The sequence below is a fragment of the Bradyrhizobium yuanmingense genome (assembly GCF_025200905.1).
GTDB classification, from domain to species: Bacteria; Pseudomonadota; Alphaproteobacteria; order Rhizobiales; family Xanthobacteraceae; genus Bradyrhizobium; species Bradyrhizobium yuanmingense.
In genome coordinates, this window is the sequence record NZ_CP104173.1 from 4,692,445 (window position 1) to 4,717,457 (window position 25,013).

23 protein-coding genes are annotated in these 25,013 nt (G+C 64.3%); 13 read left to right on the forward strand and 10 right to left on the reverse strand.

The annotated features are described in order from the left end of the window. Positions 1-5: 5 nt before the first annotated feature. Entirely contained in the window at positions 6-593 is a 588-nt protein-coding gene (locus N2605_RS22205; RefSeq protein ID WP_192893159.1) for a TetR/AcrR family transcriptional regulator, read from the reverse strand. 563 nt (positions 594-1,156) lie between these two features. Here N2605_RS22205 and purB point away from each other — a divergent pair. Both purB and N2605_RS22215 read left to right on the forward strand, forming a co-directional pair. Then, positions 1,157-2,464 (forward strand): adenylosuccinate lyase, encoded by a 1,308-nt coding sequence (purB, locus tag N2605_RS22210; RefSeq protein WP_260343175.1) that lies wholly within the window; start codon positions 1,157-1,159, stop codon positions 2,462-2,464. A 168-nt stretch (positions 2,465-2,632) separates the two neighbouring features. Then, positions 2,633-3,805, forward strand: a complete 1,173-nt coding sequence (locus tag N2605_RS22215; protein WP_036012899.1) for a M20 aminoacylase family protein — start codon at positions 2,633-2,635, stop codon at positions 3,803-3,805. A gap of 19 nt (positions 3,806-3,824) precedes the next feature. Here N2605_RS22215 and N2605_RS22220 read toward each other — a convergent pair whose 3' ends face one another. Together N2605_RS22220 and N2605_RS22225 are read right to left on the reverse strand one after the other, a co-directional pair. Further along, positions 3,825-5,651 (reverse strand): caspase family protein, encoded by a 1,827-nt coding sequence (locus N2605_RS22220; protein WP_240538197.1) that lies wholly within the window; start codon positions 5,649-5,651, stop codon positions 3,825-3,827. Positions 5,652-5,819: 168 nt separating this feature from the next. Further along, positions 5,820-7,727 (reverse strand): acyl-CoA synthetase, encoded by a 1,908-nt coding sequence (locus N2605_RS22225; protein WP_036012901.1) that lies wholly within the window; start codon positions 7,725-7,727, stop codon positions 5,820-5,822. Positions 7,728-7,953: 226 nt separating this feature from the next. Between N2605_RS22225 and N2605_RS22230 the strand changes: the two genes are divergently transcribed. The 7 genes from N2605_RS22230 (at position 7,954) to N2605_RS22260 (ending at position 15,084) form a co-directional block, all read left to right on the forward strand. Next, positions 7,954-9,033, forward strand: coding sequence for a SecDF P1 head subdomain-containing protein (locus N2605_RS22230; protein ID WP_036012903.1), 1,080 nt, complete (start codon positions 7,954-7,956; stop codon positions 9,031-9,033). A gap of 229 nt (positions 9,034-9,262) precedes the next feature. Next, positions 9,263-10,069, forward strand: a complete 807-nt coding sequence (locus tag N2605_RS22235) for a Crp/Fnr family transcriptional regulator (RefSeq protein ID WP_036012905.1) — start codon at positions 9,263-9,265, stop codon at positions 10,067-10,069. 136 nt (positions 10,070-10,205) lie between these two features. Continuing rightward, positions 10,206-11,003, forward strand: a complete 798-nt coding sequence (gene murI / locus N2605_RS22240; RefSeq protein WP_036027824.1) for a glutamate racemase — start codon at positions 10,206-10,208, stop codon at positions 11,001-11,003. Between the two features lie 61 nt (positions 11,004-11,064). Next, a complete protein-coding gene (locus tag N2605_RS22245) occupies positions 11,065-11,838 on the forward strand; it encodes an HpcH/HpaI aldolase family protein (RefSeq protein WP_260343176.1) in 774 nt (257 codons plus the stop codon). A gap of 221 nt (positions 11,839-12,059) precedes the next feature. After that, a complete protein-coding gene (locus tag N2605_RS22250; RefSeq protein WP_036012914.1) occupies positions 12,060-12,827 on the forward strand; it encodes an acyltransferase in 768 nt (255 codons plus the stop codon). Positions 12,828-13,049: 222 nt separating this feature from the next. Then, entirely contained in the window at positions 13,050-13,667 is a 618-nt protein-coding gene (gene rpsD, locus N2605_RS22255) for a 30S ribosomal protein S4 (protein ID WP_036012915.1), read from the forward strand. 349 nt (positions 13,668-14,016) lie between these two features. Beyond that, positions 14,017-15,084: a threonine aldolase family protein gene (locus N2605_RS22260; protein ID WP_260343178.1), complete on the forward strand. Its 1,068-nt coding sequence runs from the start codon at positions 14,017-14,019 to the stop codon at positions 15,082-15,084. 112 nt (positions 15,085-15,196) lie between these two features. Here the strand turns inward: N2605_RS22260 and N2605_RS22265 are convergent, their stop codons facing one another. The 4 genes from N2605_RS22265 to grxD are packed head-to-tail and all read right to left on the reverse strand — an operon-like array spanning position 15,197 to position 18,672. Then, on the reverse strand, positions 15,197-16,456 hold the full coding sequence (locus N2605_RS22265) for a serine hydrolase domain-containing protein (protein WP_260343179.1): 1,260 nt from the start codon (positions 16,454-16,456) through the stop codon (positions 15,197-15,199). Between the two features lies 1 nt (position 16,457). Beyond that, positions 16,458-17,744, reverse strand: coding sequence for a serine hydrolase domain-containing protein (locus N2605_RS22270; RefSeq protein WP_036012922.1), 1,287 nt, complete (start codon positions 17,742-17,744; stop codon positions 16,458-16,460). A gap of 46 nt (positions 17,745-17,790) precedes the next feature. Next, positions 17,791-18,342, reverse strand: a complete 552-nt coding sequence (locus tag N2605_RS22275) for an O-acetyl-ADP-ribose deacetylase (RefSeq protein ID WP_109143232.1) — start codon at positions 18,340-18,342, stop codon at positions 17,791-17,793. Between the two features lie 3 nt (positions 18,343-18,345). Then, positions 18,346-18,672, reverse strand: a complete 327-nt coding sequence (gene grxD / locus N2605_RS22280) for a Grx4 family monothiol glutaredoxin (protein WP_018647423.1) — start codon at positions 18,670-18,672, stop codon at positions 18,346-18,348. Positions 18,673-18,910: 238 nt separating this feature from the next. Between grxD and egtB the strand changes: the two genes are divergently transcribed. Beyond that, positions 18,911-20,206, forward strand: a complete 1,296-nt coding sequence (gene egtB, locus N2605_RS22285; protein WP_192893155.1) for an ergothioneine biosynthesis protein EgtB — start codon at positions 18,911-18,913, stop codon at positions 20,204-20,206. A 48-nt stretch (positions 20,207-20,254) separates the two neighbouring features. After that, entirely contained in the window at positions 20,255-21,226 is a 972-nt protein-coding gene (gene egtD / locus N2605_RS22290; RefSeq protein WP_036027840.1) for an L-histidine N(alpha)-methyltransferase, read from the forward strand. Between the two features lie 9 nt (positions 21,227-21,235). Here egtD and N2605_RS22295 read toward each other — a convergent pair whose 3' ends face one another. Continuing rightward, positions 21,236-22,429 carry a low temperature requirement protein A gene (locus tag N2605_RS22295; protein WP_260347470.1) on the reverse strand — a complete coding sequence of 398 codons (1,194 nt, stop codon included), beginning with the start codon at positions 22,427-22,429 and terminating at the stop codon, positions 21,236-21,238. A gap of 42 nt (positions 22,430-22,471) precedes the next feature. Continuing rightward, complete coding sequence (locus N2605_RS22300; protein WP_011088461.1) at positions 22,472-22,708, reverse strand: BolA family protein; 237 nt, start codon at positions 22,706-22,708, stop codon at positions 22,472-22,474. A 197-nt stretch (positions 22,709-22,905) separates the two neighbouring features. Between N2605_RS22300 and N2605_RS22305 the strand changes: the two genes are divergently transcribed. Continuing rightward, complete coding sequence (locus N2605_RS22305; RefSeq protein ID WP_036043505.1) at positions 22,906-23,265, forward strand: DUF427 domain-containing protein; 360 nt, start codon at positions 22,906-22,908, stop codon at positions 23,263-23,265. 156 nt (positions 23,266-23,421) lie between these two features. Here N2605_RS22305 and N2605_RS22310 read toward each other — a convergent pair whose 3' ends face one another. Then, complete coding sequence (locus tag N2605_RS22310) at positions 23,422-23,595, reverse strand: DUF1328 domain-containing protein (protein ID WP_036012969.1); 174 nt, start codon at positions 23,593-23,595, stop codon at positions 23,422-23,424. A 175-nt stretch (positions 23,596-23,770) separates the two neighbouring features. On the opposite strand from N2605_RS22310, the gene N2605_RS22315 reads away from it, so the two are divergent. Continuing rightward, positions 23,771-24,958, forward strand: coding sequence for an acyltransferase family protein (locus N2605_RS22315; RefSeq protein ID WP_085972307.1), 1,188 nt, complete (start codon positions 23,771-23,773; stop codon positions 24,956-24,958). Positions 24,959-25,013 lie beyond the last annotated feature (55 nt).

Here is a 25,013-nt window from a genome sequence, read left to right on the forward strand (position 1 = left end):
GGGCCTCAGGCCGCCTTCAACCCGCGCAGCAGCAGCGCCAGCGTCGCATCGACGCGCGCGGAGAGATCGGCGTCCTTCCACTCGTCGGCATGGGCGGGATGGTGGAAGCGGACGGTCGCATCGAAGATCGCGCGCGCGGTCGCCTTGACGTCGCCTACGGCAAATTCGCCCTTCCTGACGCCATCGGTCAGGATCGCCGCGATCTGGTCGATCATGGTGTCCTTGTGACACTTGACCGCCGCACAGGCCTCGCGTGCCAAGGTCAGATAGGTCTCGAACATCTCGGGGTCGTCGAGGACGCGCGAACGCTTGGCGGCAAACAGCGTCCGCAGCCAGCGGTCGAGCCGCACGGGAGCCGGCCCTTTCTCCTCCGCGATCGCGCGGAGCGGCGCGTCGATGCGGTCCAGCCAGCGCTTGGCAACGGCCTCGCGCAGCGAGGCCTTGCTGGGGAAATGACGGTAGACGCTGCCGTGGCTCACATCGAGCGCACGGGCAACGTCGACCACGGTGGCCTTGGCAAGTCCGTAACGCCTGAGCACGTCCTCGGTGACTTCGAGGATCCGCTCCGGCGTCAAGACAACGGCTTCATTCATGCCAGCACCATGTTCCCGTTCAGGGCTCAGTTTACTCCGGCAGTAGGGCTGCTTCCGAAGCGCCCTGGCCGGTCGTTTCGGAAAGCCTATGCCTTAATGCGGCAGTTTTGCAGCCTGCGCCGCGATCTGGCGCGCCACCAGCAAATTGAGCCAATGCCCAATCACGCCAGTGAAATTGAGGATTTCGGTCGTCATTGTCTAAGTCTCCATTCGTCCGCGGTCCCCGCTCTTCAATCCGCCCTCCGATCCGAGCGTGGCTCGGATGTCGGGCTCCCCGGGGCTTGTCGCGGGACGCCCAATCGGAGCGTCCGAGAACGGATATACACGTCTCGCTGACAGATTTCAATATCTGTCAGTCAATGATCCGTGATTGACAGTTAATATCTGCGGCCAAGCGCCGCCATCCCGGCCGGCCGGTCCGGTGGAAAGGTCGGCGATGCCCTTCTTCCGGGGCCCAGACCGTTTGTTTCGCCCTGCCTGCTCTGTTACATCACGGCGTAAAAAGCATTTTGGCCGGCGCCGCCGTTCTCGGGACCGCCCGCCCACCTTCCTGGAGCCGCCCCATGATCCCCCGCTACACCCGCCCGGAAATGGCCTCGATCTGGGAGCCGCAGACCCGGTTCAAGATCTGGTTCGAGATCGAGGCGCATGCGGCGGACGCCCTCGCCGAGCTCGGGACCATCCCCAAGGAGGCCGCCCGGACGGTCTGGGCCAAGGCCAAGGACGCCATCTTCGACGTCGCCCGCATCGACGAGATCGAGCGCGAGACCAAGCACGACGTCATCGCCTTCCTCACCCACCTCGCCGAGATCGTCGGCCCCGAGGCGCGCTTCGTGCACCAGGGCATGACCTCCTCCGACGTGCTCGATACCTGCCTCAACGTCCAGCTCACCCGCGCCGCCGACCTGCTGCTCGCCGACCTCGACAAGGTGCTGGCCGCGCTGAAGAAGCGCGCCTTCGAGCACAAGATGACGCCGACTATCGGCCGCAGCCACGGCATCCATGCCGAGCCCGTCACCTTCGGCCTCAAGCTCGCTTATGCCTATGCCGAATTCACCCGTGCCAAGGACCGTCTGATCGCGGCGCGCAAGGAGGTCGCGACCTGCGCGATCTCCGGCGCCGTCGGCACCTTCGCGCAGATCGATCCGCGCGTCGAAGAGCATGTCGCCAAGGCCATGGGACTCGTGCCGGAGCCGATCTCGACCCAGGTGATCCCGCGCGACCGTCACGCGATGTATTTCTCGACCCTCGGCGTGATCGCCTCCTCGATCGAGCGCATTGCCGTGGAGATCCGCCACATGCAGCGCACCGAGGTGCTCGAGGCCGAAGAGTTCTTCTCGGAGGGACAAAAGGGCTCCTCTGCCATGCCGCACAAGCGCAACCCGGTGCTGTCGGAGAACCTCACCGGCCTCTCCCGCATGGTGCGCGCCTATGTGACGCCGGCACTGGAGAACGTCGTGCTCTGGCACGAGCGCGACATCTCGCACTCCTCGGCCGAACGCATGATGGGCCCGGACGCCACCGTGACGCTCGACTTCGCGCTGGTGCGCCTCGCCGGCCTGATCGACAAGCTGCTGGTCTATCCCGCCAACATGCAAAAGAACCTCGACCGCCTCGGCGGCCTCGTGCATTCGCAGCGCGTGCTGCTGGCGCTGACGCAGAAGGGCGCCAGCCGCGAGGACGCCTACAAGCTCGTGCAGCGCAACGCCATGCCGGTCTGGCGCGGCGAAGGCGACTTCCTTCAGCTGCTGAAGAAGGACAGTGAGGTGAAGACATATCTCACCGACGCCGAGATCGAGGAGCAGTTCGACCTCGGCTATCACCTCAAGCACGTCGACACGATCTTCAAGCGCGTGTTCGGGGAAGCGTAGGATCGTAGGGTGGGTTAGCCGTGCGGCCTGCGCGAAGCGCAGTCCGCTGGGCGTAACCCACCTCTTTCGCTCCCACGGAAACCGTGGTGGGTTACGCCAAGTGGATGCGCTTGCGCATCCACGGGGCTAACCCACCCTACAAACGACAACCAGAAAGCGGATTCCCTCATGCCCATCGTCAACCGCGTCGCCGCCCTCTCCGACGAAATGGCCGCCTGGCGCCATGACTTCCACGAGAACCCCGAGCTGCTCTACGAAGTCCACCGCACCGCCGGCATCGTCGCCGATCGCTTGCGCGAATTCGGCTGCGACGAGGTGGTGACGGGCATCGGCCGCACCGGCGTGGTCGGCGTGATCCGCGGCCGCAAGTCGGCCTCCGGCAAGACCATCGGCCTGCGCGCCGACATGGACGCGCTGCCGATCATGGAGACGTCGGGCGTGTCTTATGCCTCGAAGGTCCCCGGCAAGATGCACGCCTGCGGCCATGACGGCCACACCGCGATGCTGCTGGGCGCGGCCAAATATCTCGCCGAGACGCGCAATTTCGACGGCACGGCCGTGATGATCTTCCAGCCCGCCGAGGAAGGCGGTGGCGGCGGCAAGGCGATGGTCGAGGACGGACTGATGACGCGCTGGAACATCCAGGAGGTCTACGGCATGCACAACATGCCGAACCTGCCCGAGGGCCATTTCGCCACCACGCCGGGTGCGATGCTCGCCTCCTCCGACAACATCCAGATCACGGTCCGCGGCAAGGGTGGCCACGCCGGCGCCGGTCCGCACAAATCTGTCGACAGCGTGCTGATCGGCTCGCAAATCGTGAACGCGCTGCAATCGATCGTGGCGCGCAACGTCGATCCGCTGAAATCGGCGGTGATCTCGATCACACAATTCCACTCCGGCACCGCCTTCAACATCATCCCGGAGGTCGCCGAGCTCGCCGGCACCGTGCGCACGCTCGACCCCGAAGTGCGCGATCTCGTCGAACGCCGCATCGGCGAAGTCGCCGACAGCATCGCCCGCGCCTATGGTGGCTCGGCCGAAACGAAATACACGCGGATGTATCCGGTGACGATGAACCATGCCCGCGAGGCCGCACTCGCCGCCGACGTCGCGCGCGACATCGTCGGCACTGAGCGCGTCAACGACAAGTTCGTCCCGATGATGGGCGCCGAGGACTTTTCGTTCATGCTGGAAGCACGCCCCGGCGCGATGGTGCTGGTCGGCATGGGCGACGGCAACGAGTGTCACCACCCGGCTTACGTCTTCAACGACAACATTCTGGGTCACGGCGCCTCGTTCTGGGCGCGGCTGGTGGAAACACGAATGCCTGCGGGGTAGCAGGCGGGCAATCACCAGCTCAGTTGCAGACTTCGACCATGCTGGTGCCGCCGCCGGCCGTTTGGCCGGCAGTCCTATTGCCCCACGTCTCGAGCCGACAACCCTGCCGGACCGGCCGGCACCCTGCACTGTTGCAAAAGACCTGACCGGTCGCCTGCGGTTTTGACGGCGCGGACTCGCTTGCCTTCCGCTCATGGTCTCGCGGTCTGGAATTCTCGCGCGTCGCAACCGGCTTCTTCTCCTGCACCTTTTCGCATTCGTTATCGTCGTTGACACGATAACCGGCCCGGCAGGTGATCTTCACGCATTGGTCGCCGTCGGCCTTGAATCCGAAATTGCACACCAGCGGACAAACCCGTCCCGGCTTGGCCTTCAAAGCATCGAGTGCGTCGACGCTGGCCAGCTTCACGTCGAACTTGGTGCCGGAATATTTGTTGAACAGCGTCAGCGAGCGCTGCGCGGCCGAGCTCCACTCGCTTTCCGCAGACGAGGTCAGGCAACCGACGCGGCGCAGTTCGCTTTGTACCGATTTGGAAAGCTCGGCCGCCGATAATGTGGATGTGGGTCCGGGCGAGAGCGCAGCCACTTTCTGGTTCTCGACTTCGGGCATCTGCCGATCGGCGGCCGGCTTGGCGGCCTGCTCCGCTTTCTCGGCGGCCTGCTTGGCCGCCAGCTCGGCCTTGGCCCTCTCTGCCGCCTGTTTCTCGGCCAGCGCTTTCGCGGCCGCCGCCTCGGCAGCTTTGCGCTGCTGCTCGGCCGCTTCCGCCCTGGCCTGTTCAATCTGCTTTTGCTTCTCCGCAGCGATTCGCGCCTCTTCAGCGGCCTTCGCAGCAGCAGCCGCCTTCTCCTGCTCGGCTTTCTGGGCGCGCTCGGCGATAAGCCTTGCCTTTTCCTGCTCGGCCGCCTTGGCCTTTTGCTCGGCAGCCAGACGCGTCTCTTCGGCACCGATCTTGTTCAACTGCCCCTTGGCGAGGCTGGCATAGAAGCCGTCCGGATAGGTCGCCAAAAAGGCTTCCCAGGCATCGCGCGTCGCAAGCTGGAGCGCGAGCTCGTAGTCCCTGCGAACCGCGTCCTGGGGATTTGCCTGCGGACCGGTTGCGGCCGGCTTCATTACGAGCGGCACGTCGTCGCCGCCGAGCGAGCCATAGACATAGGGCTCTTGCTTGTAGCCGGTGCTCTTGAGCACGTCGTCGCGCACGAAGCCGAACGCCTTGCGCAGATCGAGGCCCGGCTTCGGCAGGTGCTCGACCAGCGCGGCAGCAAACGGACTGTTGCGAGAATCGCCGTCGGATGCGGTCGAGCCGGCCTTCGCGGCGAAGGCGATCATCGTGTTCGGGCTGGTTGGCTCGACCTTAGCGAGGCCGCGTCCGATCGCCCGCGAGGCCAGCGTGCGCTTCATCGTCTTCGCAAAGGGGTTATCGCGGCAGGCATCGAGGATGATCAGGCGCAGCTGTTTGGCCGGCTCGACCGCGAACAATGCGCGCTCGACAGGAATGGTTTCGTCGAGAACGTCGCCATCCGTCTCCAGCGTCGCGTCGGTCGGAATGAGATAATTGTTGCCGTCGAGCTCGATGCCGTGGCCGGCATAGTAGATCACCGCCATGTCCGCATCGCGTGACCTGCCGGCGAACTCGCGCAACATGCGCCGCATCTCGCTCGCACTGAGATCCAGCCTGACATCGACGGAATCGAAGCCGGCCTTCTTGAACATGCCGCCGATCAGCGTGGCATCGTTCGCGGGATTGGTGAGCTTGGGCGCGCTCTTGTAAGCGGAATTGCCGATGACGAGCGCGACCCGCCGATCGGCGTGTGCCGATCCGCAGGCCAGTAAGGTCGCAAAAATCAATAAACCAAATAGCCGAAACGGAATCACTGCAGCCCCCTCGGATGCAATTTCCTGAGACTATTCGGAGCGCCGACGAAAGCCAAATTTTTCTATGTGAGGCCCATCACATAAACGCCTCGATCGCGGCTTATAGCTAATGCAGTCAGCCCTCGCCCCGCAGGCGCGGACCTACGCCTGCACCACCTCGTGGCGCATCACGAAGGGTGCGAGCAGTGCGTGCACCTCCCCCTCCACCGCTTCGCGCTGCCCAGCCGGCAGGCCCGTCAGCGTGACGGTCGCGATCGAGCCGTGGCTGCCGTGCGGACCGACCTTCACCTTGCAATCGATGCCGCGCTCGACCAGCGGCGCCAGCACCTTGGTGAACACGCGTTCGGCCGCGTCCCAGCGCAGCTGCGGCTTGAACACCTTGCCGACGCCCGTCACCGGCATTGGATCGATCGGAATGACCTGCACAGGAACGGCGGCGCGCTCCGGCGTGCGCTCGCGCACCCAGGCTTCCAGCTCGCCCGGCTCAACCTTTGCGCCGGGCTTCAACTGCACGTAGCCTACCGGCAATTCGCCGGCGTAAGCGTCGGGCTGGCCAACCACCGCGGCGAAGCCGACGGCGGGATGGCGGAACATGATCTCCTCGATCGGCGCCGGATCGATGTTGTGGCCGCCGCGGATCACGAGATCCTTGGCGCGGCCGGTGATCCACAGATAGCCGTCGGCATCGAGCCGCCCGAGATCGCCGGAATTGACCCAGACCCCGTCAATGAAGGCACCCTTGTTGTGCTCGTCGTTGAGATAGCCGCCGAACACGCCGGGCCCGGCCATGATGACGACACCAATCTCGTCCGGCTTGCAGTCGCGGATCAGGCGGCCGTCGGCGTCGAGCTGCACGATGCGCACGCGCGCATAGGGCATGGGAAGGCCAACCGAGCCGAGCCGGATCGGCCGGCCCGGATAAGCGAGCGTGTGCACGCTCGAGGTCTCGGTCATGCCGTAGACCTCGACCACCGGCAGCTTCAGCGTCTCCTGAATCGCCGAGCCGACCGCGACCGGAATCGCCGAGCCGCCGCCGGCCGCATATTTCAGGCTCGAGATATCCGCATTCCCCGGCGGCACCGCGAGCGTCGCGGCGAGCACGGTCGGCACGCTCGACAGCGCTTCGGGCTTGAAGCGCTCGACGAGCTGCCAGATGTTCTTCACCGCATTCGGGTTGCGCCAGCCGCTCGGCGACAGCACGACCAGCGAGCCCCCGCCCGACAGCGTCGTCAGCACCTGGGTCAGCGATCCACCGACGTGAAACAGCGGCATGCCGAACAGCAGGTTGGCGCCGGGCTTGCCCTTCAACAGCAGATTGAGTGCCCAGGCCTGATAGACCTGGTTGGCATGGGTATGCCGCACCAGCTTGGGCGTACCCGTGGTGCCGCCGGTGTGGAAATAGGCTGCGATGTCGCTGCCGCGAATCTTGCGCCCGCTGACCAGCCGATCCGACGGCTGCTGCTTGATCAGGTCGCTGAAGGCGAAGATGCCATCGGCCGGATCGCCGCCGCCGAACACCTGCACGATGGCTTTCAGATGCTTCAGATGCGGGCGGATCTGCTCGACCTTCTGCCAGATGTCGGTGCCCGGCATCGGCCCGAGCGCCACCAGGATCTTGGTGTTCGCAGCTTCCAGGATTTCGGCGAGCTGGTGCGGCTCGAGCAGCGGATTGACGGGATTGGCGATGCCGGCGGCCTCGGCGCCGAACAGAGTGACGAACGCATCCGGCACCAAGGGCAGCATGAAGCTGATGACGTCGCCCTTCTCGGCGCCGAGCGCGTGAAACATGTTGGCGGCCTGGGTGACGCGCGCGATGAAATCGCGGTGCGTGACGACCAGCGGCGCGTCGGCGGGATCGGCATTTTGCAGGAACTGGATCGCCGCCCCGTCGGGATTGCGCTCGGCACCAAGCCTGATGGCGTCATAGGTGCTCTCGGCCGTGACGCGGTCGGCGTAGGGGACCTGCTCGAACGCCCGGACCTCCTCGTCCGTCAACAGTTCCGGATAGTCGTTGCCGATCAACCGATCGAGCGCGTGGATGCCCGCCATGAATTCCGTCCTCCCTCAGATGCATGTCCCCGCCGCCGTATCTTTTGACAGTTTGGTTCGGCGAGGTCTCGGCCGTGTTCGGCCGAGCCGGACCAGAATGATGGATGATTTGCCGTTCGTCCATTGCCTACCGGCTGCGCCACTTGAACCTCTGCGCCTGATCGAGGGACCAAGAACTGCCACTGAATTCACTCGCCAGCGCCCTGCCGCAAGACTCGAGGTCATCATGACGACGCCCCTGCGGAACCGGATCGCACGGCTGGTCGCTGCGTTCACAATGGTATCCGCGATCGCCCTGCCCGGCGCCGCGCTTGCCGACAGCCAGCTCGACAAGGTGCGGGTCAAGGTTGCCGCCTTCATCGCCGACAAGATGGAGAAGCTGGGCGGATCGCGGATCGTCTACAGGGTCGACACCGATGCCTTGCGGGAGGCGGTCGTCACGGATTTGCGCGACGACGTTTACAAGATCCTGCGCGAGGGCCGCATCGCGTTCTCCGGACTTGCGATCCGCGACGGCGGCGTCGACGTGAAGATCGCTGACGGCAAAGGCCGCGAACAGTTCACGCGCAAGCTCGTCGCGGCGGCGGAGGGGTTGCCGACACACGCGCTCAACGTCACCGACGCCGGCGACGGGCTGCTCAGGCTCGCGCCGACCGATGCCGCATCCGCCGCGCGGCTGCGCGATCTCGTCGAAGATTCCATCGCCATGATCGAGCAGCGCCTCAAGGACGCCGGCGTCAAGCTCGCCAGCGTCCAGCCCGAGGGAATGGACCGTATCCGCATCTTGCTGCCCGGATTGATGGAGCCCGAGCAAATCACCGCGATCTTCGCCAGGAAGGTCAAGGTCGGCTTCCGCCTGATCGACCTCTCGATGTCCGCAGAGCAGGCGCAATCGGGCACGCCGCCGGCGGGCACGGAAGTCCTGCTCGGCTTCAAGGACAAGCTTCCTTATCTCGTCGCCAAGGACAGCGCGCTCGAGGGCGGCGAGATCAGCTATGCCGGCCCGGGATTTACCGGCGACAGCAAGGAGCCGATCGCATCGTTCCGCTTCAACGGCCGCGGCACGCGGCGCTTCGCCCATATCACGGCAGAGAATGTCGGAAAGCCTTTTGCCATCGTGCTCGACGACAAGGTGATCTCCGCGCCCGTGATCCGCGAGCCCATCACCGGCGGCTCCGGCCAGATTTCCGGCAATTTCACCCTGGAAGAGGCCAACAGCGTCGCCATGCTGCTGCGCGCCGGCTCTCTGCCGGGGCGGCTCGGCCTCGTCGAGCAGCGGGTCGTGCAACCCGCCGCCAAGCCGTAAACGAAGGTCGCTTCGGGCCCGTCAGCGACGCCCAAGCCCGCACGGCTGGCCCGAATCACGGGCCTGCGCGGCCGGACGCGCAACCAACGGGCAATTGCCGAAACGCCCGATCAGGCTAAAATTTGCCCCTTGCGGCACGATGGCCGGAAGCGTCATTCAAGCGGTCGTCATTCGATTTCGGCTATACGGGTGCCGACCAGGACTGAATGCCTTACGTGGGGTTAGTACCATGCCGTCCGGCAGCGCAGACGTTTCGTCGATCCTCGACCGCATCCTCGAAGCGGCCACGGACAACCTCAGGATCGCGAAAATCCTGGTCCAGATGGGGCTCGATCCCGACAGCGTCACCTACGAGGCGATCTTCAACCGGCTCCTGGAGATCTTCGTCCACAACATCACGCTCGCCAATCTGTTCGCCGTGGTCGGGGCGGTCTTCTTCGTCGCCACCCTCTTGATGCGGACAATGGTGCCGCTGCGCGTCGCCAACATGATCGGCTGCGCGTTCTTCGCTCTTTTCGGCGCGCTCTCCGCCAACGTCGCGACGTTCCTGCTCTATCTCCTGATGCTTCCGATCAACGCGCTGCGCCTGCGGCAGATGCTGAAGCTGGTCAAGAAGGCGCGCCATGCGGCCGAAGGGGACATGTCGATCGAATGGCTCAAGCCATTCATGACCGAGCGCAGATACCGGCGCGGCGACATCCTCTTCAAGATGCGTGACCCAGCCAACGAAATGTTCCTCACCGTCACCGGCAAGTTCCTGGTCAAGGAGATCAACGTCGAGATCGGCCCCGGGGCGCTGATGGGCGAGCTCGGCTTCCTCACGCCGGACAACCGGCGCACGGGGACGGTCGAATGCATCGAGGACGGCCAGGTGCTGACCATCACCTATGACCGGCTGCTCGAGATCTACTTCCAGGATCCGCAATTCGGCTATTACTTCCTGGTGCTGACCAGCCAGCGCCTGTTGCAGAACATCGATCGCCTGCAGAAGCAGCTGGCAACCGAGCGCGGGACCACCACCAACAGGATCGCGTGAGCGCCGCGCGGCCGATCTGACGCCGGGGATGACGACGCAGCGCGTCCGTGACACGAGACGCCCCCCGGTCTTTGCGGGATCGCCGCAAAATCGCCCTAAAAACCGAATGGTAACCATGCCGGGCTAGGGTGGCGACGTGACCAATTCTCCGACGATCCTGGTGTTCGATTCCGGCCTTGGCGGGCTCACGGTGCTCCGCGAGGTCGTGGCGGCGCGGCCCGACGCGCATTACGTCTACGTCGCCGACGACGCCTTCTTCCCCTATGGCCACCACAGCGAGGACGAGATCATCGCCCGCGTCGTGCCGCTGATGGGGGAGCTGATCGGCCGGCATAGTCCAGACCTCGTCGTCATCGCCTGCAACACGGCGTCCACCCTGGTCCTGTCTCACTTGCGCGCCGCCTATTCCGTAGCCTTCGTCGGCACGGTGCCGGCGATCAAGCCGGCCTGTGCGCAGTCCAGGACCCGCCGCGTTTCGGTGCTCGGCACCAAGGGCACGGTGAAGCGCGAGTACACCAAGGCGCTGATCCGCGATTTCGCACAAGGATGCGAGGTGACGCTGGTCGGCTCGCCCGAGCTCGCTTCGCTGGCCGAAGCCGCGCTCGGCGGTAGCCCGATCAGCGACGAAGCCATCCTCGCCGAGCTCGCTCCCTGCTTCGTCGGCGACGCCTCGGATGCGAGCGCGCGCACCGACACTGTGGTGCTCGCCTGCACGCACTACCCGCTTCTGCTGGACCGGATGAAGAAGCTCGCGCCCTGGCCGGTCGACTGGATCGATCCGGCGCCCGCGATCGCCCGTCGCGTCTCCGACCTGCTCGGCCCGCCGACCGGCGGCATCGCGCAGTCCGGCGCCGAGATGATTTTTACATCGAACCGCGTGCATGGTCTCAGCGCCACGCTGACGCCGTTCTTCGGCGGACGCGCGGTGGCCTGAGCTTGCGCACTGGCGGCGCGCTGCTAGGCTTTGCCGTCGCCATCGTCCCGCAGGATTTTCCATGTCGGTCCCCGCAAAGCCGCTGAACCGCCTCCGCCAGCTCTGGCGCGAGGGTCGCCCCGCCTTCGGTGCGATCGCGACCATCCCGAGCGTGCAGATGGTGCAGATCATGGCGCGCTCGCTCGACTGGATCATCGTCGATCTCGAGCACGGCCCGATCGGATTGACCGAAGCCCACGCGATGATCGCCGCGACCACGGGCACGCCGTGCACGCCTCTGGTGCGGATCGCCGCCAACGAGCCGTGGCTGGCGAAAGCGCCGATGGACATCGGTGCCTTCGGCATCAACTTCCCGATGATCACGAGCCGCGCGGATGCCGAGAAAGCGGTGCGCAGCGTGCGTTACCCGCCGCGCGGCGATCGGCTCTGGGGTCCCTTCCACGCGCCGTTCCGCTGGGGCCAGTCGATGCCTGATTACATGGCCTCTGCCGACGACGAGATGATCTGCATGATCACGATCGAGCACGTCGATGCGGTCGATCGCATCGACGAGATCATGGCAACGCCCGGTATCGACGTCGCGGTCATCGGTCCCGGCGATCTCGCCACCTCCATCAACAAGCGCGGCCAGATGGATGATCGGCAATTGCTGGACCTGATCGCGCGCGCCGAGGCGGGCATCCTCAAGAGCGGGGTGCCGATCGGCGGGGTGGCGCGCACCGCCGATCAGGCCAATGCGCTGATCGACCGCGGCTACCGCGCGATTGCGCTGGGCTTCGACTGGTCGCTGTTCCAGCGCGGCATCATGGCGGCCTACGAGGGGGTCAGGCGCTGATCGGGCCGATCGACGCATGACCGACCGACGCGACCAAGAGCGCCTGATCGAGATATAAATCATTGAAAATGGATGATTTTTTGGTCTAAAGGGGGTCCATCTTTGGCGCTGCTCGGTGCGGCGAACCGACCGGCCCCAAGCGGGTTGGTTCGTGCTAGAGCGAGCAGGCGGGCCCCGCTCGTTGCACATATTTTGATCTTTTGATTTGGAACCGGAGGCCTATGCGCGGGACGCCCAAGACCATTTCGCTGCGTCGTCGTGTGATCTGCGACCTCATGCACGCCTCGAAGGGCGTACCTTTCGTTTCATTGGCCCGTTCGCTCAATATCCGCCCCCTGCTGGAGGCCCGCGCGGACGCGGCCGCGCCCGCCGGCTGGGCCGCGATGTTCGTCAAGGCTTTCGCCCTGGTTGCAAAGGACGAGCCGATCCTGCGCACCCTTTACGTTAAATGGCCCTGGCCGGCTCTGTATGAGCTTCCAAAGAGCGTGGCGACGGTCGCGATCGCGCGGGTCGAGGATGGCGAGGAATGCGTGCTGCTGCAGCGAATCGCGGGTCCCGAGGCTCTTTCGCTGGCAGAAGTCGATGCGGAAATCCGACGCGGCAAGACGGCCCCGATCGAGGATGTTCCGATGTACCGCAAGATCATGCGGGCGACCCGCCTGCCGTTGCCATTGCGGCGCCTGTCCTTGGCCATCGGTCTGAATTTCGGCCGTCAGCGCGGTAACTGGTTCGGCAGCTTTGCGGTAAGCTCGGTCGCCGCCTACGGCGGCGGCGAGCTCCACCCGATCACGCCGGGCCCCTTTGTCCTGAGCTATGGGCTGGTCGAGCCAGATCAGACCATCCATGTCGTGATCCGCTGGGACCACCGCGTCACCGACGCCGCCCCGATCGCGCGGGTCCTGACCCGGCTGGAACAGGTCCTGAACACTGAAATTGCTGCCGAATTGCGGGCGGCGGGGTCAAAGCCGGTCCGGGCGGTCAGGACATAAGAATACCGTCGTCGCAGGTCCCGGAATGACAGGCTAAAGAATTGACAGCCAACCCCAAACTCCCCTAAAAGCCGCCTGCTCGCGGGCCGATTTCGGCCCGCGAAGCGTTTCGCGACCCGTGGTCCTCTCCCTTAAGCTTTGGGGATCGGACCTGTCGGTGCCGGGATCATCCCGTCACACAGGAGGGCGCGTTTCCTCAAACCATGACCTGAAGAGGACGCGATGACTAAGCGCAGTGAGGCGAAGTACAAGATCGATCGCCGTATGGGCCAGAACATCTGGGGCCGCCCGAAGAGTCCCGTCAACCGCCGCGAATACGGCCCCGGCCAGCATGGCCAGCGCCGCAAGGGCAAGCTCTCCGACTTCGGCGTGCAGCTGCGCGCCAAGCAGAAGCTGAAGGGCTATTACGCCAACATCAGCGAGCGCCAGTTCCACGGCATCTATGTCGAGGCCAGCCGCCTCAAGGGTGACACCGGCGAGAACCTGATCGGCCTGCTGGAGCGTCGTCTCGACGCGGTCGTGTACCGCGCCAAGTTCGTCTCCACGATCTTCGCCGCACGCCAGTTCATCAACCACGGCCACATCAAGGTGAACGGCCGCAAGGTCAACATTTCGAGCTATCAGCTCAAGGTCGGCGACGTGGTCGAGGTCAAGGAAGCCTCCAAGCAGCTCGCCCACGTGCTCGAAGCCAGCCAGCTTCCCGAGCGCGAGGTCCCGGACTATCTCGAAGTCGACCACGGCAAGATGACCGCGAAGTACGCCCGCATCCCCGGCCTCTCCGACGTGCCGTTCCCGGTGCAGATGGAGCCGCATCTGGTCGTCGAATTCTATTCGCGCTGATAAGTTTCGGCAGATCGACATTCAAAAGGCTCCGGTTCTCCGGGGCCTTTTTGTTTGGTAGCATGTCATCGATGTCTCGCGCGGCCGACCAGTTCGCCAACACTCTGCCTTCTGCAACGCCGACTGAAGCGGCGCTTCGCGCGTGGGAGGCCCTCTCCCGCGCCGAGCAGATCTGCCGATATCAGGGGCTGTTCGCTCTGCCCGATTGCAATATCTTCACAGCAGACACGCCAGACGACAGCCTCCTTGCCGCGCGACAGCGCGTCGCTCAACGCTCTCGTGGCTAGTACAGGTCATCGGGGCACGCACGCAATACGTCGCAATTGTTCGACTAGAGATGAGACACGCCATGCTCTACACCCCTCCCCCCGTCGATCCCAAGGCGCCGCCGGTGCGCATCAATCTGCTCTCGGACACGCAGACCAAGCCGACGGCAGGGATGCGGGAGGCGATGGCGCGGGCGGAAGTCGGCGACGAACAGGTCGGCGACGATCCGACCGTGAACGCGCTGTGCGAGCGCGTGGCCGATCTGCTCGGCAAGGAAGCTGCGGTCTACATGCCCTCGGGCACGATGTGCAACGTCACCGCGACGCTGGTGCATTGCCGCCCCGGCGACGAGATCCTCGCCCATGAGACCGCGCATATCATCGCGCGCGAAGGCGGCGCGCATGCCGCGATCGGCGGTTTCCAGGTCACCCAGCTCAAGGGCCCCGATGGCCAGTTCACGCCGGAGACTCTTCGCAAGGCGCTGCATCCGCGCACCCGCTACCAGCCGCCGCAGACCGTCGTCAGTGTCGAGCAGACCGCCAATATCGGCGGCGGCACGATCTGGAAGAAGGCGGTGCTCGATGAGATCGTCGCGATCGCCAGGCAGCACGGCCTCGTCACCCACATGGACGGCGCGCGCCTGCTCAACGCCACGGTTGCGAGCGGCATCTCGCCGCGCGACATGACCGCGGGCTGGGACTCGGCCTGGATCGACTTCTCCAAGGGCCTGGGCGCACCGATCGGCGGCGTGCTCGCAGGCTCGCGCGCCTTCATCGACGCGGTCTGGCAGTGGAAGCAGCGGCTCGGCGGCTCGATGCGGCAGGCCGGCATCTGCGCCGCAGCGTGCATCTATGCTCTCGACCACCACGTCGAGCGCCTGGCCGACGACCACGCCAATGCGCGCGCGCTCGCCCGCGGCCTGTCGCAGATCTCGGGCATGGAGGTGCAGGAGCCCGAGACCAATCTCGTGTTCTTCAAGCCCGACGGCGCCGGCATTCCCGGCGACAAGATGGTCTCGGCCCTCCGTCAGCGCGGCGTGACGCTCGCGATGATGGACGGCCGCATCCGCGCCTGCACCCATCTGGACGTCAATGCGAGCCAGATCGAGGAGACGATCGGGTACGTGCGCGAGATCGTGCGCGGGGCGTAAAGCTCAGCCCCGTAGCCCGGATGGAGCGCAGCGAAATCCGGGATCTATCCACGCGGTGAGGACGTCCCGGATTGCGCTTCGCTCCATCCGGCTACGCAAAGGGGGAGAGGTCTCACCGCCCCATCGCCTGATAGATCAGCGTCTTCAGCTCGAGCTGGATCCGGCCGCGCTGCGAGGGGGTCTGCACCATGAAGATTCCGAACAGGTCGTCTTCGGGATCGATGAAGAAGAAGGTGCCGCCAACGCCGTCCCAGCGATATTCGCCAAGCGGCCAGTTCGTGCCCGGCGGCACTGCGGTACGTACGGCGAAGCCGAGGCCGTAGCCGCTGGTCTCACCCGGATAGTAGTGCTTGTCGCGCTCGACGCGGGTTTCGGGACCGATATGATCCCTCGCCATCAAGGCGATGGTTTCCCGCTTCAGATAACGTCGACCTTCAAGCGTGCCGCCGTTGAGCAGCATTTGCGAGAAGCGGGCATAATCGCCGACCGTGCCGACGAGGCCGCCGCCGCCCGACTCCCATCGCAGCGGTTTCCTGATATCGCGAACCTGCGTGATCGGGCTGATCGCCCGATCCTGCGGCATCGGCTCGGCGATACGCGGCCATTTGGCGGGATCGGCGAGGTAGAATTCCGTGTCCTTCATCCCGAGTGGGTCGAGCAGCCGCGTCTTCGCGAACTCGAGCAGCGATGTCCCCGAGATCACCTCGATGATGCGCCCGAGCACGTCGGTGGAGTGGCCGTAGTCCCAGATCGTGCCGGGCTGTTCGGCGAGCGGAAGCGCGGTGATCTTCGCGACGAATTCGGCATTGGTCGAATTCCTGTCGAACAGTCCGGCGTCGGCGTAGAGCTTGTTCACCAGGTCCCCGCCATAATAGCCATAAGGGATCCCGGCGGTATGCCGCATCAAATCCTCGATCGTCACCGGGCGTTTGAGCGGCTCCAGCTCCAGCGAGACCTTGTCGTCCTCGGCCTTCTTCTCGACGCCGACCTTCATGCCGGCAAAGGCCGGAATGTATTTCGAGACGGGATCGCTGATCGCAAGCTTACCCTCCTCGACCAGCATCATCGCCAGGACCGAGGTGATCGGCTTGGTCATCGAATAGAGGCGGAAGATCGTGTCCGCACTCATCGAAAGTTGGGTCGCGACGTCGCGGACGCCGAAATTCTCGCAGTAGACCGGCTTGCCGTGTTGCTGGAGCAGCAGAATCGCTCCCGGAAATTTGCCGGTCGCGATCTCATTCCTGATGTAGTCGGAGACTTTTGCCAGGCCTTCGGGCATGAATCTGTGCGCGCGGCCCTCCGAGCCCGCCCGCGCACTTACGGCGCCGAACAAAAGAACGAGCGCCGCGAACAGCGCGCGGCGCCCGTTCATGTCACTTCTCCATGGCTTCATAAACCAGCTGCTTCAATGTCCGCTGCACGCGCTGGCGCTCGCTCGGGGTCTGCTCCAGCAGCACGAAGAACATGTCCTGCTTGGGGTCGATTACGAAATAGCAGCCGGAGGCGCCGTCCCACTTCAGTTCGCCGAGGTTTCCGGGCGGCGGCGGCTTGGCGTTGCCGGGCTCGGTACGGACCGCAAGCCCAAGGCCGAAGCCAAAGCCGTCGCCGGGGAAATAGAAATAGTCGCGCTCGACGCCGGAGCCGGGGCCGACCTGATCAGTGGTCATCAGCTTGAACGTCTCGGGCTTGAGGATGGTCTTGCCGTCGAGACTGCCGCCATTGAGCAGCATCTGCGAAAAGCGCCTGTAATCCGCCATGGTCGTGACCATGCCGCCGCTGGCGAACTGGATCTTCTTGACGACCGTCGGATCATTGATGCGGCCGACGCGGAAATCGGCATCGTTCGGCACGGGCTGGGCCAGAAGCTTCTGCTTCGCGGGGTCCGTGACCAAGAAGCCGGTATCGACCATGCCGAGAGGATCGAGCAGCTTCTCGCGCATGATGTCGATCAGCGGCTTGCCGGCGGCGACCTCCATCACACGCGCCAGCACGTCGGTCGAGTGGCCGTATTGCCAGAGCGCGCCCGGCTGGTTGTGCAACGGCAGCTTGGCGATGCGTTCGGCGAACTCGGCCAGATCGAAGTCGCCGGCATAGATGTTGGCCTCGCGATAGGCCTTGCGGACCAGGCTGTCGCCGTAGAAGCCGTAGGTGATGCCCGAGGTGTGCGTCATCAGATCGTGCACGGTCATCGGCCGCTTCGGCGGCACCAGCTCGAGCGATTTCGTGCCGTCCTCCGCCTTCTTCTCGACACCGACCTTCACATTGGCGAAGGAGGGAATGTATTTCGAGACGGGATCGTCCAGCTTGATCTTGCCCTCCTCGACCAATTGCATCGAGACCACCGCAGTGATCGCCTTGGTCATCGAGAACAGGCGGAAGATGGTCTTGTCCGTGATCGGAGCCTTGCTGACCACGTCCTGAACGCCGAAGACTTCGTGATAGACCGGCTTGCCATGCTGCTGGATCAGCACGTTTGCACCGGCGATCTTGCCCGTCGCAACCTCGTTCTTGAAGAACTCGGTGATCCTGCCGAGCTTCTCCTGGTTGAAACGTGCGCCGGCCGGAATCTCGTAAGTGCCCTCCGCGCGCGCCGGCGAGATCGCGGCAAGCGACACCAACGCGCCGCAGGCGAGCGCACGCAGTCCAAATTGTGAAATCATATCCCCTCCCCGGAACATGGCGCCTCGGAGTGTACCGACCGCGTCATCAGGCACAAGGGCTGCCGTACCGCGCCAAGACATCCGAATGGAGGGCGGCGCTTGCCTCCGAGAAACAACAAAATATGACGTGCGCAACCAGCGGCGCAGCAGGCAGGGCTTCGATGGCGGCATGGACCGCGATCTTTGCCGCCTGGTCGGCAGGAAAACGATATACGCCGGTCGAGATCGCGGAGAACGCCAGCGAAGTCAGCCCATTGGCCTGGGAGAGCTCCAGCGCACGGCGGTAACAGGAACGAAGTGCCGCCGCCTCGCCGCGAGTGCCGCCGTGCCAGACCGGACCGACGGCATGGATCACGTATCGGGCGGGCAGACGATAGCCCTTCGTGATCTTGGCATCGCCGGTCGGGCATCCCCCGAGCGTCTGACATTCGGCGAGAAGCTCGGGACCAGCGGCGTCATGGATCGCGCCATCCACGCCGCCCCCCCCAAGGAGCGACGTGTTCGCGGCGTTGACGATGGCGTCAACGCCGAGTGTGGTGATATCGGCGACGATGACCTCGAGCTCCGCGCCGCCAATCCGGCGCGTCAGCACGGTCACGTGTCAGGCCGCGACGACGACGCCCTTCTCGGAGAAGAGCTGCTGCAATTCGCCGGCCTGGAACATCTCGCGGACGATGTCGCAGCCGCCGATGAACTCGCCCTTCACATAGAGCTGCGGGATGGTCGGCCAGTTCGAATATTCCTTGATGCCGTTGCGCAGCTCGGCGGATTCGAGAACGTTGAGCCCCTTATAGCCGACACCGATATGGTCGAGGATCTGGACCACCTGGCCGGAGAAACCGCACTGCGGAAATTGCGGCGTCCCCTTCATGAACAGAACCACGTCGTTCGACTTCACTTCATTGTCGATGAATTCCGCGATGCTCATATCCGTGTCCTTCTGGGGCAGAGCCCTCACCAATTGCTTCGGGCCGGCTCAGCCGATTTAACCCGATACCTGCCCATATATGTAGCCCAAACCGTTGTGCATCCAAAGTAAAATGGCGGCGACGGGTCCCCGCGGCCGGATTGACCCCAGCCGGGTCCATAGGCTGATGACATCAATATCATCGCCGCAGAGGACTTTCATACCGTAACGGAGCCCCTATCTAGGACGAACCCTGTTCATGGAACCGGGTCGTGCGAACAACGTTCTCTTGTCCTGTCTGGAGAAAAACGTGACGAAACAAGCCTCAGCCACGGCCTCCCTGCGTTCGTCACCGTCCTCCCGCGAGGACGAACTCGCCCAGCGGCTGGAAGCGGCGTTCTCGACTGTCCGCAATGAGACCGAACGCCGGGCCGCACCGCTGTCGCCCGAGGACCAGCAGATCCAGTCCATGCCGGATGCCAGCCCGACCAAATGGCACCGGGCCCATACGACCTGGTTCTGGGAGCAATTCCTGCTCGGCGAGCATGCTGCGGGCTACCGGCCCTTCCACCCCGATTTCGCGTTCCTGTTCAATTCCTACTACGTCAGCGCCGGCCCGCGACATGCTCGCAATCATCGCGGCGACATCACCCGCCCCAGCGCCGACGAGGTCGGCGCCTATCGCAAATACGTCGATACGGCGGTCAGCAAATTCTTCCGCGAGGCGGGCGCGGACAAGCTCCGCGCAATCGCGCCGCTGGTCGAGGTCGGGCTCAATCACGAGCAGCAGCATCAGGAGCTGATGTTCACCGACATCCTGCATGCCTTTGCGCAGAACCCGATCTATCCGGCGTATGACCCGGCCTGGCGCTTCCCGGCCGCAACGCGCGGCGGCGATGACTGGCTGACGCTGAACGAAGGCATCCACACCGTCGGCCATGTCGACGACGGCTTTCATTTCGACAACGAGAAGCCGGCGCACCGCGCCCTGGTCGGCCCGGTCAGGATCGCCCGCAATCTGGTCACCAATGCCGAGTGGCTCGCCTTCATGCAGGACGGCGGCTACCGGACCGCAACCCTGTGGCTGATGGACGGCTTTGCCGCGGCCAGCAAGGAAGACTGGCAAGCCCCCGGCTATTGGCGCGAGGTCGACGGCGCATGGCAGGTGATGACGCTGGCCGGCCTCAAGCCGGTCGATCCGGACGCGCCGGTCTGCCACATCAGCTATTACGAAGCGGATGCGTTCGCGCGCTGGTCCGGAAAACACCTGCCGACCGAGATGGAATGGGAGGTCGCGGCCCGCGCTGGCCAGCTCAACGACGCCTTCGGCCTCGTCTGGCAATGGACCCGCAGCTCCTACGCGCCCTACCCCGGCTATCGCGCCGTCGAAGGCGCGCTCGGCGAGTACAACGGCAAGTTCATGGTCAACCAGCTGGTGCTGCGCGGCTCCTCGCTTGCAACTCCGCAAGGCCACAGCCGTACCACCTATCGCAACTTCTTCTATCCGCACCACCGCTGGCAGTTCACCGGGCTGCGGCTTGCCGATTACGACTAAGTATTCCGACGACAGATGCGCGCCGGACAGCGCGTTCAGGAGAGTATCATGAATGTGCACGCCAGCGCTTTGGCCGAGGCCCATCTTCCCGACGAGCAGACCACCGCCTTTGCCCGCGAGGCCATCGAGGACCTCTCGCAGCAGCCGAAAAAGCTGTCGCCGAAATACTTCTACGACGCGACCGGATCGGAGCTGTTCGAGGCGATCACCAAGCTGCCGGAATATTATCCGACGCGCACCGAGCTATCGATCCTGAAGGAGCGCGGAAGCGAGATCGCAAGCATCATCCCGGAGCACGCCGCGCTGGTCGAGTTCGGCGCCGGCGCGACCACGAAGGTGCGCCTGCTGCTCGATCATTGCAAATTCGCAGCCTATGTCCCCGTCGACATCTCCGGCGACTTCCTGAAGGCACAGGCGAGCGGCCTGAAGCGGGATTTCCCGGCGCTCGGCATCTATCCGGTGGCGGCCGATTTCACGACGCCGTTCGAGCTGCCCAAGCAGGTTGCATCCATGCCGAAGGTCGGCTTCTTCCCCGGCTCGACCATCGGCAATTTCGAGCCGCAGGAAGCGCAGGCCTTCCTGAAAAGCGCGCGCAAGATCCTCGGCAAGGGCGCGCAGATGATCATCGGCGCCGATCTCGAGAAGGACGAGCGGATCCTCTTCGACGCCTATAACGATGCGGCCGGCGTCACCGCGCGCTTCAACCTCAATGTGCTGGTGCGCATCAACCGCGAGCTCGGCGGCAATTTCGACCTGTCCGCCTTCACCCATCGCGCGATCTACAACCGCGAGCGGCACCGCATCGAGATGCACCTGATCAGCCGGAAGAGCCAGACCGTGCGCCTGCTGGGCACCAGCTTCTCGTTCCGCCCGGGCGAAAGCATCCACACAGAGAACAGCTACAAATACAGCATCGCGCGTTTTGCCGCGCTGGCCCAGGGCGCGGGCTGGCGGGTCCGCGAGAGCTGGACGGATGCGGCGAAGATGTTCTCGGTGCACGCGCTGGAGGTCGCGGAGTAAGGCCGGGCTTCAATGCTCCCCGGCCTCCTCCACCTTCGACCCCAGCGACACCGACTCCCACACCGCCACCACGATTAAGATGGCGCTCGTCGCCATTGACAGCCACAGCGGCGACAGTTCCGACGCGAACCACCACAGCACCAGCAGCAGGATGATGCCGATGCCGTGCGAGAGCTGGAGGAAGCCGCGGACCGCGTGCTTGAACAGGATGGTGCCGATCAGAAACACCAGCGGGCCGCCGATCGTGCTCAGAACCGTGCGGGCGTCGGAATGGCCGGACGGATGCTTCAGCACCAGTTCGTTTGAGACCGCGGTCAGGATGATGCCGGCGATGATCGGCATATGCAGATAGGTGTAGGCGAGCCGCGCCAGGCGGCCGGACTCGCTTGACTTCGAGATCCGCTCCAAGCCGGCCTCCGCGCCCTTGTGGAAATAGATCCACCACATCGCGATGGCGCCGACCAGCGCTGAGACGAAGGCGAGAATGTTGCTCGCGGTCCACTCCAGTTCAGCGAAGGTCGCGCCGTTGACGATAATGGCCTCGCCGAGCGCGATGATGACGAATAGACCGCAACGCTCGGCCATATGGCCGCCTTCGACCGCCCAGGCCTCAACGGAAGAAAAGCCCAGCTTCGGCACCCAGAACCGCGCGGCCGGCGAGATGTATTCCCAGGTAACCGCCGCGATCCACAGCCATAGCCGCCTCTCGCCCTCGGCCAGGCCGCCCGCGATCCACAACGCCGCGGAGATCGACAGCCAGGTCAGGATGCGGATTGCGTTATGCCGCACCGCTGTTCGATGCAGCGGCGTTGCGAGCAGCCAGAACGCGGTACGCCCCACCTGCATGGCCGCATAGGCAATCGCGAACCACAGGCCACGGCCCTCGAAGGCGGTCGGGATCGTGGTCGACAGCACGAGGCCGCCCAACATCATCGCAAAGAGCAGGAGCCGGACCGGGGTCAGCTCGGGATTGAGCCAGTTGGTAACCCAGGCGGTGAAAACCCACAGCCACCACACCGCGAGAAACAGCACCGCGACGTGCACGGCGCCGAGCGGCGTGAAATGGTGCAGCAGCGTGTGCGATATCTGCGTGACGGCGAAGACGAAGACAAGGTCGAAGAACAGCTCGACGAAAGTGACGCGGCTGTGCTGGTTCGGCACAATGACGCGGAACATCGCGCCGTGCGGATTGTCCGCAGCCATCATCGTCCCCTCGTGGCGCTGGTCAGGTCAGGTGCAGCTTCGTCAAGTACCTGGCACGCCGGTTTGCAGCGCCAGCGCGTGCAGCACGCCGCCCATCTGGCCACGCAGGGACTGGTAGACGATCTGGTGCTGCTGGACGCGCGATTTGCCACGGAAGGATTCCGAGATCACGGTCGCGGCATAGTGGTCGCCGTCGCCGGCGAGGTCACGGATGGTCACCTCGGCATCGGGGATCGCTGCCTTGATCATCGCCTCGATATCGTGGGCGTCCATGGGCATTCGGGTCTTGCTCCTTATCTCGGCTGCAAAGCAGCCTCATCATCGAATCGCTGCCGGGGGTCCCCTCGCCGGCAAGGTCAAACTTAGCGTGAACGGCCTTCTACGTCACGCTTTCCGGCACTATATCCCTGATCCCATCAGGACAAAGGCACGACAAAGTGCCGCGCGCGGCAGATTGATCGAAAAGGCGTGAAATCATGAAGCTTCCAGGGCCCGACCACCCGATCACCATCACCCCAAATCCCCGGCGCGTCCGCGTCACGGCGGGCGACATCGTGATCGCCGAGACCAGCAAGGCGCTGACCTTGAAGGAGGCCAGATATCCGGCAGTGCAATATGTACCGCGGGAGGACGCCAACATGGCCCTGTTGGAGCGTACCGACCGCGTCACCCATTGCCCCTACAAGGGGGACGCGAACTATTACAGCGTCAAGGCCGACGGCAAGACGCTGGACAACGCGATCTGGACCTACGAGACACCCTTCCCCGCGATGACGGAGATTTCAGGCCATCTCGCGTTCTATCCGGACAAGGTGAAGATCGAGGAAGTGGGATAGGCGCCGCAACCCACGACCGTCATGCCCGGGCTTGTCCCGCCTGCGCGGTCGAAGCCGCTCCGGCGAGGCGAAGGCCCGGGCAACCACGTTCTGTACGCGGTAAGGCGTGGATGGCCGGGTCAAGCCTGGCCATGACGGCGGAGAGGGCTGAATCAGCTACGTCCTGAAGATCGTGAGTCCCAGTATCAGCAGCACCAGGAAGATCGCCACGAAGACGTAGAACAGGAAGCGCGCGATATCGGCGGAGGCGGCCGAGATTCCGGTGAAGCCGAGCACGCCGGCCACGATCGAGACAAGTAGGAAGATCAGGGCCCATTTCAGGATCGACATCGCCAGCTCCGAACTGCCGCGTCTCACGGCCTACGCTGTTTTCGGCGAACGCTAACATTGCTGCGAGGAACTGGTTCCTAGAGGTAGTCGGGGGCGACCTCCGAAACAAACGGCCCTTGCTGAATCGAGTTCCCGGCGGCACAGTCCAGCCGAGGTCAGGATCGGGGCGGCCACGATGACGATGTCACATTCAGCGACGATCGGCGCGGAGGTGCATGCCGCGCCCACGAGCAAGGTGCGCAATCTGGCGATCGATCGCGCCCGCACCTTCCTCACTCTGGTGGTGCTGCTGCATCACGCGGTGATCCCCTATACCTATTTCGGGCATACCGATCCGAGTTATTTCTTCGGCTTCGACATGATCGTGCTCGCCACCGACAGCTTCTTCATGGCGATGTTCTTCTTCCTGTCGGGACTGTTCGCCTGGTCTGGCATCGCCCGGAAGGGAGTCCGGAGCTATTTGGCAGATCGCCTGCTTCGGCTTGGCCTACCCTTCGCGATCTGCGCCTTTACAGTCATTCCGCTCGCCTATTACGCGATCTCCCTGCGGCACCATCCCGAGATCGGTTTTGCGGAATTCTGGTGGAATATGGTCACGAAGGGCCCGTGGCCGAGCGGGCCGATCTGGTTCCTTTGGGTCTTGTTTGCCTTCGACCTGGTTGCCTGCCTTTTGTACCGGCTGTCACCCAACCTGCTCGATCCGATCAATCGCCTCTCGCTACATGGTCGCCGCCGGCCCGCCGTGTTCTTTGCGGTCATGCTGGCGGTCACCGCCGCGTTCTACATTCCCGGGCTGGTTCACTACGGACACAGCAGCTGGTTCGAGTTCGGGCCGTTCTCGGTCCAGCACGGGCGCGTGATGCTGTACGCGACCTATTTCTTTTTCGGTGCCGGCATCGGCGTTGCGCAAATGGATCGTGGGCTGCTCTCTGTCGACGGCCGCATGGCGAAGGTCAGCTGGGACTGGATGGTCCTGGCGATCGTTCCGTATTGCCTGTTGTGGGGGCTGATCTTCATCAAGCGCGAAATACTGGGCAACCCGTCGCCGTTGCCGGACTGGTATGAAGCGCTTTATGCCATCTGCTTCACCGTCTTCAGCGTGGCCATCATGTTTCTGATCCTGGCCCTTTTCCAGAGATTCAAGCAATCAGGCTCAGCCAGGCTGCTCGATCCAATGCAGGGCGACGCGTTCGGCATGTTCCTGGTGCACTATCCGATCGCGCTGTGGCTGCAATACTGGCTGTTCGACTATGACCTGCCGGCGATCGTCAAGGCTACGATCGGCTTTGTACTGACTGTCGCGGCGAGCTGGGCGCTGACGCGCGCGTTGCGGCAGATCCCGGGCGCGTCACGCGTGTTGTGAGGCACGGTCTCTCGGTCCGTGGCCCGGATGGAGCGCAGCGCAATCCGGGACCTCG

Bases quoted from the DNA above. Each gene is read 5' to 3' on its own strand.
- N2605_RS22205 (WP_192893159.1), bottom strand. From the start codon at position 593: ATGAATGAAGCCGTTGTCTTGACGCCGGAGCGGATCCTCGAAGTCACC.
- purB (WP_260343175.1), top strand. From the start codon at position 1,157: ATGATCCCCCGCTACACCCGCCCGGAAATGGCCTCGATCTGGGAGCCG.
- N2605_RS22215 (WP_036012899.1), top strand. From the start codon at position 2,633: ATGCCCATCGTCAACCGCGTCGCCGCCCTCTCCGACGAAATGGCCGCC.
- N2605_RS22225 (WP_036012901.1), bottom strand. From the start codon at position 7,727: ATGGCGGGCATCCACGCGCTCGATCGGTTGATCGGCAACGACTATCCG.
- N2605_RS22230 (WP_036012903.1), top strand. From the start codon at position 7,954: ATGACGACGCCCCTGCGGAACCGGATCGCACGGCTGGTCGCTGCGTTC.
- N2605_RS22235 (WP_036012905.1), top strand. From the start codon at position 9,263: ATGCCGTCCGGCAGCGCAGACGTTTCGTCGATCCTCGACCGCATCCTC.
- N2605_RS22245 (WP_260343176.1), top strand. From the start codon at position 11,065: ATGTCGGTCCCCGCAAAGCCGCTGAACCGCCTCCGCCAGCTCTGGCGC.
- N2605_RS22250 (WP_036012914.1), top strand. From the start codon at position 12,060: ATGCGCGGGACGCCCAAGACCATTTCGCTGCGTCGTCGTGTGATCTGC.
- rpsD (WP_036012915.1), top strand. From the start codon at position 13,050: ATGACTAAGCGCAGTGAGGCGAAGTACAAGATCGATCGCCGTATGGGC.
- N2605_RS22260 (WP_260343178.1), top strand. From the start codon at position 14,017: ATGCTCTACACCCCTCCCCCCGTCGATCCCAAGGCGCCGCCGGTGCGC.
- N2605_RS22265 (WP_260343179.1), bottom strand. From the start codon at position 16,456: ATGAACGGGCGCCGCGCGCTGTTCGCGGCGCTCGTTCTTTTGTTCGGC.
- N2605_RS22270 (WP_036012922.1), bottom strand. From the start codon at position 17,744: ATGATTTCACAATTTGGACTGCGTGCGCTCGCCTGCGGCGCGTTGGTG.
- grxD (WP_018647423.1), bottom strand. From the start codon at position 18,672: ATGAGCATCGCGGAATTCATCGACAATGAAGTGAAGTCGAACGACGTG.
- egtB (WP_192893155.1), top strand. From the start codon at position 18,911: ATGGAACCGGGTCGTGCGAACAACGTTCTCTTGTCCTGTCTGGAGAAA.
- egtD (WP_036027840.1), top strand. From the start codon at position 20,255: ATGAATGTGCACGCCAGCGCTTTGGCCGAGGCCCATCTTCCCGACGAG.
- N2605_RS22295 (WP_260347470.1), bottom strand. From the start codon at position 22,429: ATGGCTGCGGACAATCCGCACGGCGCGATGTTCCGCGTCATTGTGCCG.
- N2605_RS22300 (WP_011088461.1), bottom strand. From the start codon at position 22,708: ATGCCCATGGACGCCCACGATATCGAGGCGATGATCAAGGCAGCGATC.
- N2605_RS22305 (WP_036043505.1), top strand. From the start codon at position 22,906: ATGAAGCTTCCAGGGCCCGACCACCCGATCACCATCACCCCAAATCCC.
- N2605_RS22310 (WP_036012969.1), bottom strand. From the start codon at position 23,595: ATGTCGATCCTGAAATGGGCCCTGATCTTCCTACTTGTCTCGATCGTG.
- N2605_RS22315 (WP_085972307.1), top strand. From the start codon at position 23,771: ATGACGATGTCACATTCAGCGACGATCGGCGCGGAGGTGCATGCCGCG.